We start from the raw sequence: 13,941 nt of genomic DNA, 5'->3' as shown, positions 1-13,941 counted from the left end.
CCCGTTATCTGATCTCATATCCCCGTACTTTCTATTGTTTTATAAATGGTCTGTTCTCAAAGACTCTCCCAGAAGCAAAATATCCCCGATAAGTGAAGCCTGATCCCCTTCCGCCCCGAAGGGTGAGGCTTTCAAAAGAAAAAAGTAAATGAACAAAGAAGCTAGTCATCCGCCGGTTTTTTACGCTGATCTAGCGATAGAACGTTAGTATCACCAGAGATCTCGTGTTTCTTCTCTATCCCTATCTGTTTCTTTTCTTCCCAAAATCTCCCACATTAAGAAAATTTTAAAGCTCATGACCAAAATTGGGACATAAAGACTTATGCAAGAATCAAAGACTTTAATAGGTGAATCCTATGAAAAAGTTAGTCTCTCTAATGTTAATCACTATGTTGTTCACTTTCGCTCTGGCCCAGGAAGAATGGATGGGCCATGGCGTTAATATAACCCTGATGGAAAATGGAATAATAAAAGCAGCCTCCACACGGAGCGGGCTTAACACCCTAATCTCCCCGCTATTTCCAATAAATACAACCCTAAAATATTCCTTCTCAATAAGGAGCGAGGGTACTAAAGAGGTTTTAGCGGAGATTGCCTATTTTGCCGAGAACAGAACTTTCATGTTCGCCAAGAACGTTACAGTCCTAGGAAACGGCTCGTTTGGATGGAAAAACGTCGAAATAGTCGCCCTACCAGCTGAAGGGGCGACGTTTTCTTCCCTGGTGATTGCGATAAACGGCACTGGGATGGTTTACATTGATAACTTCACCGTCAGCGAAGCTAAGCCAACAGAAAAACCAGAGATGGAGAGCATGACTCAAACTAAAACCGGGGCACCAAAAAAGACCGAAACCACAACATCTCAAGAAATTGGAAAAGGAACCATACCCTATGAAAACTCTCAAAAGCTTTCAATTGACGATGACGATATCAAAGTCGAAGTCTTTCTAAACAAAACCTACCACCCCGGGGATACCATAAGGGCGGACTTCTACATAACCAACAAAAAGGGAGTAATCTATGAGATAGACATAAGGCTCGATGTGTATTACCTTGGAATCAAAGTGTTCTCGTACGAGCACCCCTCCTGGCGCGAATACAGGGAGGGAAAAACTGTCCACATATTCCAGGAATCCAAACTCCCAGTGATCACTCCCCCCGGCAGATACACCCTGAAGTTCTACATAACTCCCGCGGGCAGGGAGACGAAAGAGCTGAATGGAAAAATAACGGTAAAGCCAAACCTCGAATGGATTTTGCTAGTTGTGTTCTCAGCGTTTTCACTCCTCGGGATTATCCTCCTGATCAGAAGATACTGGAGGTTGCTGGTTAAAACATACAGGGAGTTTTCAATCGGACAGAGATTCGTGTTCTTCGCAGTGGTGGGACTGATAATAGCGGCGGTCATACTAGCGCTTGGGGCCGAGAACTACGCCAACGATGTTGCAATCGTGGTGTATTATCTCCTCCTCGTCGGTGTTCTAAACGAGTGGGTCGAGTACCTGGAGCCCAAGTGGGACAGGGAAAGTATAAGAGAGGTCTCCAGCGTCTACCTGCTCGCATTGTTGATGTACCTATCAAAGGACACGTTCACCGTTTATCCGGCGATAGCAATTTTTGCCCTAGGGACCGTTGTCGGCTTGCTGAGGTTACACTCAAAGAACGGTGAAACTTCACCTGGGGCTAAAGCAACAGTCCCCAAGGGTAAAGTGAGCATCGAAGAGATTGAGATAGTTGGGGAAACCGAGGAAGGATTCATAATCTACGAAATAAAGAGTAAAAGCAAAAAAGAAAAGAGCGGGTAGGAGCATCAAGCCTTAAAAACAAAAATAATGAGGGAATCAACAGATGGAAGAGAGAACTAAACTAGTCCTAATCTGGGTTGTGATGATCTTTATCCCCTTATTCACGCTGAGGCTTTTCCAGGATGAGATGTTATACTTGAACATCTCAATGAAAGTACTCCACTTCGAATTTCTGCCCAGATCTTCGCTCGTTTTCATTCTAACGTCGCCCCTGATGGCATTTGATAGTGTCGACCTCAGGGTGTTTCTACCCAGGGCCGCAACAGCCTTCGCAACGCTAATAGACACAATCCTGATCTATGAAATTGCCAAAAGATATCATGGAAAAAAAGCCGGATTCCTGAGTTCTCTAATGTTCCTTTTTTCGTTTGTAGCTTTAAGATACGGGGCAAGATACACCCTGGAGCCATGGGGGACGCTCTTCATACTCTTGGCGATCTATTATTTCGAGGAAAAGCCCCTTACAGCATCTCTTTCAATGGGCTTGGCCTTTTGTGCGAGGGAAACTTGGCTCACAACGTATCCTTTCTTTTTGGTGTACGCGTGGAGAAAAAGGAGAAAAGAGTTCTTGAAAATTCTGATGATCTCGGCATTTCCCATAGTATTGAATCTCCTGTTTATAGCATCGATCAGTGTATACCAAAGTCCCATAGGCTACAATGCGCGAGATACATTAAAATGGGGAGCCCGCTACATTGTGCTGAGACTAGCGCGGAGCTGGCTTGAATTTTCAGTTGCTTATGTCCTGATAGTTGTTGGGTTTATATACGGGACAAAACACGACAAAACACATAGGGACATCCTGTTAATGATACTGCCATCAGTGATAACGCTGAACGGAGTTAATGGATTCATCCTTAACGGCCCGTTCGAGCGCTACACCTTTGGACCATTGGCGTTAATGAGCATCTTCTCTGGGTATGGCATAATCGAGCTCTACAACAACTTTAAATCGAAAATTAAGCCCCTGAATATTCTAACTGTCGAGAAATGGATAGCGCTGTTTCTGATTGTACAGCTCATTCTCCTCAACGCCGCCGTCCTAAAGCTCAGCGACATAGGGGCAAAGGGAATTCAAGACTACGGCTACTGGTACGATAGGAAGGTGTTCAACATCCTAAAAGAGAGGGCAGCCCCGGAAGAGTTTTTCGTTGGAACCCCCCATCCCGCACTCATTGGTTTTAAAAATTGGACCTGGGCAGACAGGAACATAAAGAAGGCCGTAGAGCTCGATCCAGACTGGTTGATAACGTTCAAGAGCTGGGTTAATTTTAGGGAGAATCCCCAAGAAATCCGTGAGCTTGAAATCTATTCCGTGGGCCCATACCTGCTAATTCATGCTGAGGAGAAAGGTGCTATAAAGAAATACGTCGTTTCAAGTGATTTAAAGCTCTGGAAATTCAGGAAATAAAGCGTTTAATCGCTTTTCTCCCCGTTACTGCCATTTTTCTCCTCATCTTCTCATCCTCAAGCAAAAAAAGGATCTTTTCTGCTATATCCCGCTCATCCAGTCTAGCCAGGAGCCCGCTCTTTTTATCATCAACGATTACCGGAAATTCCCCAACTCTGCTGACTATGGCGGGAGTCCCCAAAGCGAGGGCCTCCACGACAACCATCCCAAAGGCCTCGCTCTTGGATGACGGCAAAACCAGGAGTTTAGCCGATTTATAACTGCTGATAAGCCTCTCCCTGCTCACCCGTCCAAGAAATTCAACGTTGCCTTCCAGGCCCAAATCCTCGGCTAATTTCGTGTAATAGCCTATTAGGTCTCCTCCGCCGATCACAACAAGCTTAACATCGGGGATTTCCCGCTTGACCAAAACCAAAGCCCTTAACAATAAATCGAGGTTTTTCCATCTATGGAACCTGCCAAGTTGGCCAACAAAGAGAACAGTATTCCCATCACCTCTGAAATCGGGTCTTTCAAGAATGAACGCCTCATCAATCTTCGGGTATTCCACTTTTGAATGAAACCCCTTCCTCCCCAAAATCCTCTGGACATATCGGGAAACTGATATGATTTTAGTATTCCGCAAAGTCATCTTTTCAACCGTTCTCTCATAAAACCCTGCCAGGACATCAGTCCAGGAACCCTTCTTCAGCTCGCCGGTGTGATAAACAATTGTTATAGGCTTTCCCATAAGCTTCGCAGCAAAAGAGGCAACATCCGCAAAAAACGGTACCGGTGTGTGGGCAATTATAACGTCAAAATTCTGTCTCTTAATCATCCGTATAAGCTCGAACGGCAGGAGAACCCTAACAGGTGTGTTCGAGATAATGAGGTTGGGTTTTTTTCGTATCACTTTAATATTGCCAATTTTTTCAGTTCTTTCATATAGTTTTGTTGCGCATACGACAACCACCTCATTTTCCTCGCTCAGCTCCTTTGCCATCTTATAGGCGTATCTCTCCAGCCCGCCGCCTTCTGGATAAAAATAGGGAGCAACGAGCAGAACCCTCATTCAAACTCCTCCTTCAACATTAGGGAGCTAACGAAAAACGAGAAGAATATCAGCTGGATGCTCATGGCTATCAAGGTCAGCACTATTATGGCTGACCTAATTTCAAACAGTTCCCCATAACCTAAGGCCCTCCACTTCAAGAATATTCTAATTCCCAATGTTAAACCGGCGATGAACAATATTCCCCCAAACATAAGGCCTTCTTCCAATATCGAATATCTCATGAAAAATTTCGTGATTTTATCTGGTTTATCGAGTCCTTCCCTAACGGCGTAGACCTTTCCAGAGATTCCAAAGTTTATCACCTGGAACCCAACTATGGTCAAAAGGCTTCCCAGAATCATAGTATGTACCCTGAGCGGGTCCGTATTGGAAGCGTAGGCCAGGAGAACTATCCCAGTAATCATCAAAAACAACCCCGGAAGAAGGAACAAGTGGGATGGCGAATAAAGTAGCATCAGCCTCAGATGCCTCCACCCATCCCTAAACGAACTCAGTTTGGATTCCCCAATCCTTGGGCGATAAGTTATGGGCACCTCCCTAATCTTTAAACCTGCTTTTGCCGCCTCTATGACCATCTCGCTTGCGAATTCCATTCCACGGCATTTCAGAGGAAGCCTCTGCAATGCCTCTTTTTTTATCGCCCTGAAGCCGCAGTGGGCATCGGAGACTCCAGCTTTAAAAAACAGATTGAGGACCTTGGTCAGAAGAGGATTTCCTATGTACCGATGAAGCCACGGCATTGCACCGGGTTCGATCATTCCCTTAAGTCTGGTCCCAATGACAAAATCTGCCTCATCCTTCAGTAGAGGTTCCAGCAACTTCGGAATCTCGCGGGGATCATAGCTCCCATCCGGATCCAGCATCACGATGTACTTTCCCCGAGCAACTTTGAACCCCTCAATGTATGCGTCTCCATAGCCTCTTCTTTTCTGACGGATTACCCTCGCACCCAATTCAGCCGCGATTTTGGGTGTTGCATCCGTACTTTTATCCACCACAATTATCTCATAGGAAACGCCCAACCTTTCCAGAGTCTCCTTTATTTGAGGGATTATTATTTTCACTGCATCTTCCTCGTTCATTGTGGGCAAAATCACGGAGACTTCAACTGTCATCTGCGACCCTCTCGTAGAAGTTTTCGATCAACCTCGTTATGTTATCCCAATCGTAGTTCCTGGCATACCTAACGCAATTTCTTTTAAGCTTTTTACCGTGATCCAGCGCCACTAGAATACTCTCCGCGAGAGAACCAGGATTTGGAAACGCCAGAAATCCATTGTATTCATGAACTATCAACTCAGCAGCGGCATTCAAGGGATGAACAACAGTAACAACAGGAATGCCGGATGCATTGGCCTCCAGCGCCGTTATCCCGAAACCCTCACGGATAGAAGGTAGCACAAAGACTCTTGAGGCCTTCATGTGGGAAATAACCGCTTCATATTCATCTAGAAATCCCTTAAAATCAACGTTTTCAACCAAATTGAGCTCCTCTGAAAGTCGCTCCAAACGCCTCCTCTCGGGACCATCCCCAATTATTAGCACCTTTATGTCTGGTATCTCAGTTTTGAGAATCTGGACAGCACGTACAAGCAGCTCTACATTTTTTTCACGTATCAAACGTCCAACAAAGAGTACATCATAGTCAACTCCCTCTAAACGGGGGACAGACCTTATTTTTTCAAAGTCGATCCCATTTGGTATAACCCTACTAGGAACACCAAACCTCAACAGCCGTTTTTGAGTAAATCTTGAAACCGCAATATTATGGGGGGTTAATCTAGTGGTCAGTCTCTCAACTCTCCTTCCAATACCCCCCAGTTTTCCCAGGTACTCATACCAATGCCCATCCCAGACTTCATGCCACGTGAGTACCAGGGGAGTTCTCTTTAGTATGCTGTGGAGTTTAGTCGAAAAACACGAGAAATACGGGAACTCCTGACAGTCAACTATGTCGTACTCTCCCCCAAATTTTAGAAGGAGCTTTTGGGCAAAGTACAGAGCCTCTCCAATGGATCTCCGATCTCCATGATAAAAACGCTTCCAGTTGCCAACTCTGTGTACCAATATGTCGTCCAGCTCCCCATCCCAATTCAGAGAAAACCAGTGAACTTCATGTTTTCTTGCCAGCCTTCTACCTATCTCATATACTCTTTTTTCAACTCCACCCTTTACAAAGGGATAAACCGCATCGTACACATAAGCGATTTTCATGACATTGATTGGTCACGTGCAGGCATTTAAAAAGCTGACTTTTCCCTTTAAAACAAGCCTCGTCCTTTAGGGCGGGGAGGAGGTCAGTAGCAACAACTGGTCATAAACAGTGAACTTTTAAACTCCCTCTTCCTCTTTTCCCTCATGACGAGAAAAATCGGCATTATCTTCGACATGGACGGCGTCATCTACAGAGGCAGCGAGCCGATAAATGGTGCAAAAGAGGTCATCGAGTTCCTGAAAGAAAGGAAAATACCCTTCCTGTTCCTCACGAACAACTCCACGAGAGACCCCGCAATGTACAGGGAAAAGCTCCTCTCGATGGGCATAGACGTGCCGGAAGATGTTATAGTCACCTCGGGCCTGGCCACGAGGCTCTATATGGAGAGACACTTCGAACCGGGGGAGGTCTTCGTTATCGGTGGAAAGGGGCTTCTCAGAGAGATGGAGCGCCTCGGCTGGGGAGTTGTTAGCCTTGAAGATGCTAGGAAAGGCGCCTGGAAGAGGATCAAGCACGTCGTTGTGGGCCTTGACCCCGAGTTAACCTACGAGAAGCTCAAGTACGGAACGCTCGCTATAAGGAACGGGGCAAGCTTCATAGGGACGAACCCGGACACGACATATCCAGCGGAGGAAGGGCTCTACCCCGGTGCTGGGGCAATAATAGCCGCCCTCAGGGCATCAACGGACAGAGAGCCAGTGATCATAGGCAAGCCAAACGAACCGGCCTATGAAGTCGTTAAGGACAAACTTGGAGACGTTGAAGAGCTCTGGATGGTCGGCGACAGGCTCGATACCGATATAGCGTTCGCAAAGCGCTTCGGCATGAAGGCCATAATGGTGCTCACGGGTGTAAGCACGCTCAAGGACGTTGCCGAAAGCGGGATAAAGCCGAACCTCGTTCTCCCCGATGTGGGGGAGCTGAAAAGGTATCTGGAGGCTGCCCTTTAGATGGACGCAGGAGAGCTTATAAAGAGGGTCATCTGGCAGGAAAACGAGCTCTACAACCTATACAAGCTCGGTGAGACCTTTGCACTCTTTGAGAGGCCCGACCTGAGGGACGACTTCGCCCAGCTCGCCGAGGAAGAACTCAGACACAGAAAGACCCTCGAGAACCTTCTTTCGGAGGGTACAATCGAAGGGCTCCTCCTCGATTACATGGACGAGCTTGAACTGGAGCCGATGGTGCACGACGAAAGGGCACACCCCGATAGCCTCGAGGAGCTGATAGTGGAGGCATTGATAAGGGAGAAACATGCGTACGAACTCTACACAAAGCTCTCGCACATCCTGGAGGGAAGTCTGTCGCAGATATTCCGAATGATGGCAGGAGAAGAGCTGAAACACGCCTACAGACTGAGGCTTATATACGAAAAGATCGATGGATAATTCGTCCAGCATTGTGATGCCCCCTTTTTTAACATGGCTGCACCGTTATGCAAACATCACAGACATTTTTTGTCAACATGCCAAGCTGAAGCAGGGTAAGGTATATGTACCTTTTCCCCCATAGCCCTACCCGCTGTCCATAATACCAATAGACACGTATGTGTTTATCAATTATGACAGGGGTGTTTATATGCCTGTTGAAAAAGTGATGAAACGAGACGGTAGAATTGTGCCCTTTGATAAGGAGCGTATAAGGTGGGCTATACAGAGGGCAATGCTTGAAGTCGGCGTCAGGGATGAGAAGCTTCTCAACAGGGTTGTCAGGCGCGTTGTGAGAAGGGTAAACGAGCTCTATGGCGGCCAGATTCCGAACATAGAGAACATACAGGACATAGTCGAGCTTGAGCTCATGCGCGCTGGTCTTTTTGATGTAGCAAAGGCATACATCCTCTACCGCAAGAAGAAGGCCGAAATCCGTGAAGAAAAGAAGAAGATACTCAACAAGGACAAGCTGGATGAGATTGACAAGCGCTTTTCCCTCAACGCACTCCGCGTTCTCGCTTCCCGCTACCTGATAAAGAACGAGAAGGGAGAGATAATCGAGAGCCCGAGGGAGCTTTTCGAGAGGGTTGCAATCCTTGCAGTCATCCCAGACATCCTCTACGACGAGAGGGTCTTTGACAAAAACGGCGGACACGAACAAGACGTTAGTGCCATTGAAAGATACCGCGAAAACCTCGATGAGTACGACGGAAAGTTCTCGATAGGCAGGTTCAGGCTCAACAAGTGGCACTTTGAGCGGCTCCTCAACCTCTACCGCGAGCTGGCCGAGAAGGGCCAGATGAAGCTCCCCATAGACAAAGTCCTGAAGATGCTCGAGAACGGCGCCTTTGACAATTACGAGGACGAGATAGAGGAGTACTTCAGGCTGATGACGGGGCAGTACTTCATGCCCAACACCCCGGCGCTCATCAACTCAGGAAGGCCCCTTGGAATGCTCTCGGCCTGCTTCGTCGTCCCGATTGAAGACGATATGGAGAGCATCATGAAAGCGGCCCACGACGTGGCGATGATACAGAAGGCCGGAGGGGGATGTATAGACGGAAACGCCAAAATAATCTTTGAAAACGACGGCGAAGAACACATCATGACGATGGCCGAGATGTACGAGAGGTACAAAGACCTCGGTGAGTTCTATGACCCGGAGTACAACCGCTGGGGGATAAACGTCGAAGAAGTTCCAGTATACGTGAAATCCTTTGACCCATCGACAAAGGAGATCACCAAAGGAAAGGTGAAAGTCATTTGGAAGTACGAGCTCGGCGAGGATGTTCCTAAGTACGAGATAAAAACTAACAAGGGCACAAGAGTTCTAACGTCGCCATGGCATCCGTTCTTTGTTCTCACACAGGACCTCAAGATTGTTGAGAAGAGGGCCGATGAGCTCAGAGAAGGGGATATGCTAGTTGGCGGAATGCCAAGTGATGATGACTATGAGTTCCTTTTGGATTACTGGCTCGCGGGATTCATAGCAGGGGACGGGAGCATAGACAAATACCGCTCTCACGTCAAAGGCCACGAGTACGTTTATGACAGGCTAAGGATATACGACTACACAACAGAAACACTCGGGATAATCAATGATCATCTTGAAAAAACCTTTGGAAAGAGGTACAGCCTTCAGAGGGACAGAAACATCCATTACATTGACATAAAAGCAAAGGGGATAACATCCCACTATATAGAGCTTCTGAGAGGTATTACAAATGGGATTCCACAACCGATACTCAAAGAAGGCAGAAATGCAGTATTATCGTTCATAACCGGCCTCTTTGACGCCGAAGGACACGTTAACAGCAAACCTGGTGTTGAACTTGGAATGGTGAACAGGAAGCTGATAGAGGACATCACATACTACCTCAATTCCCTTGGGATAAAAGCCAGGATGCGGGAGAAGCCAAGAAAGGACGGCGTTGATTACGTCATGCATGTTGAGGAGTACTCCTCACTCCTCAGGTTCTACGAACTCATAGGAAAGAACCTTCAGAACTCTGAGAAGAGAATAAAGCTTGAGGAACTTCTCAGCAAACATAATGGTGGATCATTTGGTCTTACACTCAGCTTTGAAGATTTTAAGGCATGGAGCTCAAAGTACGGCGTTGAGTTCAAGACAAACGGCAGTCAGACATTGGCTATAATAAAGAACGAAAAGGTATCTCTTGGTCAGTGGCACAGGAGAGGACGCGTTTCCAAGGCCGTTCTAGTGAAGATGCTGAGGAAACTCTACGACACTACAAAGAGCGAGGACGTCAAAAGGATGCTCCACCTCATTGAAGGCCTCGAAGTCGTTAAGGAGATCAACGTCACGAACGAGCCAAAGACCTTCTACGACCTTACGGTTGAGAGGTACCAGAATTATCTCGCTGGAGAAAACGGGATGGTCTTTGTCCACAATACCGGCCTCAACTTCTCGAAGCTCCGTCCCGAGGGAGACCTTGTCGGGACCACCACTGGAGCGGCGAGCGGTCCAGTCTCGTTCATGCACCTCATTGATGCCGTCAGCGACGTCATAAAGCAGGGTGGAGTGAGAAGAGGGGCCAACATGGGCATCCTCGAGGTCTGGCACCCTGACATAGAGAAGTTCATCCACGCAAAGGAGAAGAACACTGGAACCAACGTCCTCAGCAACTTCAACATAAGCGTCGGCCTCTGGGAGGACTTCTGGGAGGCCCTCAAAGAGGGCAAGCGCTACCCGCTCATCAACCCGCGCACCGGTGAAAAGGTCAAGGAGATCGACCCCAAGAGCCTGTTTGAAGAGCTGGCCTATATGGCCTGGGCCAAGGCCGACCCGGGTGTTGTCTTCTTCGACGTCATCAACAGGAGGAACGTCCTGGAGCCTGCAAAGGGTGAAAAAATCCGCGCCACCAACCCGTGTGTCGTCGGGGACACGAGGGTTCTCACGCCTGAAGGATACATCAAGGCAGAGGAACTGTTCAGCCTCGCGAAGGAGAGGGGTAAGAAGGAGGCCGTTGCAGTAGAGGGAATAGCGGAGGAGGGAGAGCCCTACGCCTACTCAGTGGAGGTTCTCCTGCCCGGTGAGGAGGAAGTCAAGTACGAGACCGTCCATGGAAAGGCCCTCGCAATAGCAGACCCCGTGGCCGTCCCGGCCTACGTCTGGAAGGTCGGAAAGAAGAAGGTCGCAAGGGTCAGAACAAAGCAGGGCTACGAGATAACGGCGACACTCGACCACAGGCTTATGACTTCCGAGGGCTGGAAAGAAGTTGGGGAGCTGAAGCCGGGAGACGAGATCCTCCTTCCACGCTTTGAAATAGAGGAGGACTTCGGAAGCGAGAGCATAGGAGAAGACCTCGCCTTCGTCCTCGGATGGTTCATAGGGGACGGCTACCTCAACGTTAATGACAAGAGGGCTTGGTTCTACTTCAACGCAGAGAAAGAGGAAGATATCGCGTGGAAAATCAGGGAGATATTAGCGAAGCACTTCGGCATTAAAGCCGAGCCCCACCGCTACGGCAACCAGATAAAGCTCGGCGTGAGGGGAGAAGCCTACAGGTGGCTTGAGAGCATCGTGGGAAGCAATGAGAAGAGAGTACCAGAGATAATCTACAGGCTCAAGCCGAGGGAAATAGCGGCGTTCCTCAGGGGACTCTTCAGTGCCGACGGCTACGTTGACAACGACAATGCGGTAAGGCTTACATCGAAGGACAGGGAGCTCCTCAGAGACGTCCAGGATCTTCTCCTGCTCTTTGGAATACTCTCCAAGATATACGAGAGACCTTATTCAAGCGAGTTCAAGTACACGACCAAGGATGGAGAGGAGAGAACCTACAGGGCGGAGGGCTACTACGAGCTCGTCATAGCTAACTACAGCAGGAAGCTCTTCGCCGAGAAGATAGGCTTCGAGGGCTACAAGATGGAGAAGCTGAGCCTCCAGAAGACGAAGATCGACGAGCCTGTGGCCACCGTCGAGAGTGTTGAAGTCCTTGGCGAGGAAATCGTCTACGACTTCACAGTTCCAGAGCATCACAGCTACATAAGCAACGGCTTCATGAGCCACAACTGCGGGGAAGAGCCGCTCTACGAGTACGAATCCTGTAATCTGGCCTCCATAAATCTCGCAAAGTTCGTGAAGTACGACGACGAAGGCAAGCCGTACTTCGACTGGGACGAGTACGCCTACGTCATCCAGAAGGTCGCAAAGTACCTCGACAACGCCATCGATGTCAACAAGTTCCCGCTCCCGGAGATAGACAGGAACACCAAGCTCACGAGGAGGATAGGCGTTGGCATGATGGGCCTTGCCGATGCCCTCTTCAAGCTCGGCATTCCCTACAACAGCAAAGAGGGCTTCGACTTCATGAGGAAGGCCACCGAGTACCTGACCTTCTACGCCTACAAGAGGAGCGTTGAAGCGGCAAAAGAACGCGGTCCGTTCCCGCTCTACGAGAAGACCAGGTATAAGGACGGAGAACTGCCCGTCGAGGGCTTCTACCATAGGGAAATATGGAACCTGCCCTGGGACGAACTCGTTGAGGAGATTAAAAAGTACGGCGTGAGGAACGGAATGGTGACCACCTGCCCGCCGACCGGAAGCGTCAGCATGATAGCCGACACCTCCAGCGGAATCGAGCCTATATTCGCCCTCGTCTACAAGAAGAGCGTCACCGTTGGAGAGTTCTACTACGTTGACCCCGTGTTTGAAGCAGAGCTCAAGAAGCGCGGGCTCTGGAGTGATGAGATACTCAAGAAGATAAGCGACAACTACGGTTCAGTTCAAGGCCTTGAGGAAATTCCAGAGGACATGCAGAGGGTCTTTGTAACGGCCATGGACATCCACTGGCTCGACCACATTCTAGCTCAAGCCAACATCCAGCTCTGGCTGACTGATTCCGCCAGCAAGACGATAAACATGCCGAACGATGCCACCGTCGAGGACGTGAAAGCTGCCTACCTGCTCGCCTATAAGCTCGGCTGTAAGGGAGTGACGGTTTACCGCGACGGCTCGCTGTCGGTTCAGGTCTACAGCGTCGAGGGTGAAAAGAAGAAGAGGGTTCCCGCGAAGCCGAGCGACTACGCCGTCGAGAAGCTGAAGACGATAGTAGAGGCCGAGCCGTGGCTATCGCGCTTCATCAACGTCGAGGCCATCCTTAACGGGACGAACGGAAAGGAGAAGAGCGCCCAGGCTGGAGGGCTGACATTCTCGGTTTCCCACGTCTCCGCCGTAAAACCCGCCCACGAGCACTCGCACCACGCCAAGAGGCCGGATATCCCAGAGGAGAAGATAAGGGAGCTCCTCGGAGTTGCCTACTGCCCGGTCTGCTACGAGAAGGACGGCGAGCTCGTTGAGCTCAGGATGGAGAGCGGCTGCGCAACCTGCCCGCGCTGCGGCTGGAGCAAGTGCGTCATAAGCTGAACTCTCTCCTTTTCTCCAATTTCGGCATTTTTACAAATTCCTGTCAAAGTATCATTTTTAAGGGGGAAGTTTTAACTTCTGCCACTCATTGGGAAAGTTTAAGTTTGAGAAGACGAACCGGACTTATTAAGGGGTGATGCTCATGGACAAGGTTTACCTCACCTGGTGGCAGGTTGACAGGGCCATATTCGCCCTGGCGGACGAGCTGAGGAAGAACTTCATGCCGGATGTGATCGTTGGAGTCGCGAGGGGCGGGCTTATCCCAGCTGTGAGGCTCAGCCACATCCTCGGCGACCTTGAAGTGAAGGTCATAGACGTCAAGTTCTACAAGGACATAGATGAGAGAATGGAGAAGCCGGTCATAAACATCCCGCTCCACGGCTCGCTTGAAAGAAAGAAGGTCGTTATTGTGGACGACGTAAGCGACACCGGAAAGACCCTCGAAGTTGTCATCGAGGAGGTAAAGAAAGCTGGAGCCGAGGAGGTTAAGGTCGCCTGCCTCAGCATGAAGCCCTGGACGAAGGTCGTCCCGGACTTCTACGTCTTCAGGACGGACAAGTGGATAGTCTTCCCGTGGGAGGAGTTTCCGGTAGTTGTTAGGGAGTGAGGTTTTTATTCTTCCGCTCCCACTCTTCTC

Annotated in this window: 9 protein-coding genes; 6 read left to right on the top strand and 3 right to left on the bottom strand. The window is 49.0% G+C overall.

The window, feature by feature from the left end:
- Positions 1-356: 356 nt before the first annotated feature.
- Both ACZ5TN_RS09090 and ACZ5TN_RS09085 read left to right on the top strand, forming a co-directional pair.
- Complete coding sequence (locus tag ACZ5TN_RS09090; RefSeq protein ID WP_464916564.1) at positions 357-1,805, top strand: hypothetical protein; 1,449 nt, start codon at positions 357-359, stop codon at positions 1,803-1,805.
- 43 nt (positions 1,806-1,848) lie between these two features.
- On the top strand, positions 1,849-3,216 hold the full coding sequence (locus ACZ5TN_RS09085; RefSeq protein ID WP_464916563.1) for an ArnT family glycosyltransferase: 1,368 nt from the start codon (positions 1,849-1,851) through the stop codon (positions 3,214-3,216).
- Here the strand turns inward: ACZ5TN_RS09085 and ACZ5TN_RS09080 are convergent.
- Genes ACZ5TN_RS09080 through ACZ5TN_RS09070 form a run of 3 tightly spaced genes read right to left on the bottom strand, consistent with a single transcriptional unit; the run spans position 3,206 to position 6,484 of the window.
- The gene (locus tag ACZ5TN_RS09080) at positions 3,206-4,267 is read right to left on the bottom strand and encodes a glycosyltransferase family 4 protein (RefSeq protein WP_011250682.1); all 1,062 of its coding nucleotides are present in this window, start codon (positions 4,265-4,267) and stop codon (positions 3,206-3,208) included. The genes ACZ5TN_RS09085 and ACZ5TN_RS09080 overlap by 11 nt on opposite strands.
- Complete coding sequence (locus ACZ5TN_RS09075) at positions 4,264-5,385, bottom strand: glycosyltransferase family 2 protein (RefSeq protein WP_011250683.1); 1,122 nt, start codon at positions 5,383-5,385, stop codon at positions 4,264-4,266. The genes ACZ5TN_RS09080 and ACZ5TN_RS09075 overlap by 4 nt, the downstream gene beginning before the upstream one ends.
- The gene (locus ACZ5TN_RS09070; protein ID WP_011250684.1) at positions 5,375-6,484 is read right to left on the bottom strand and encodes a glycosyltransferase family 4 protein; all 1,110 of its coding nucleotides are present in this window, start codon (positions 6,482-6,484) and stop codon (positions 5,375-5,377) included. Before ACZ5TN_RS09070 ends, ACZ5TN_RS09075 begins: the two co-directional genes overlap by 11 nt.
- Positions 6,485-6,628: 144 nt before the next feature.
- Between ACZ5TN_RS09070 and ACZ5TN_RS09065 the strand changes: the two genes are divergently transcribed.
- From ACZ5TN_RS09065 to ACZ5TN_RS09050, 4 genes are all read left to right on the top strand, one after another.
- On the top strand, positions 6,629-7,435 hold the full coding sequence (locus ACZ5TN_RS09065; RefSeq protein ID WP_464916562.1) for an HAD-IIA family hydrolase: 807 nt from the start codon (positions 6,629-6,631) through the stop codon (positions 7,433-7,435).
- The gene (locus ACZ5TN_RS09060) at positions 7,436-7,873 is read left to right on the top strand and encodes a ferritin family protein (protein WP_464916561.1); all 438 of its coding nucleotides are present in this window, start codon (positions 7,436-7,438) and stop codon (positions 7,871-7,873) included.
- A 190-nt stretch (positions 7,874-8,063) separates the two neighbouring features.
- A complete protein-coding gene (locus tag ACZ5TN_RS09055; RefSeq protein ID WP_464916560.1) occupies positions 8,064-13,304 on the top strand; it encodes a vitamin B12-dependent ribonucleotide reductase in 5,241 nt (1,746 codons plus the stop codon).
- 142 nt (positions 13,305-13,446) lie between these two features.
- On the top strand, positions 13,447-13,911 hold the full coding sequence (locus tag ACZ5TN_RS09050) for a phosphoribosyltransferase (protein WP_011250688.1): 465 nt from the start codon (positions 13,447-13,449) through the stop codon (positions 13,909-13,911).
- Positions 13,912-13,941: the final 30 nt, after the last annotated feature.

This window comes from Thermococcus sp. JCM 11816 (genome assembly GCF_055396515.1).
This window is presented reverse-complemented; position numbering and strand designations above follow the sequence as displayed.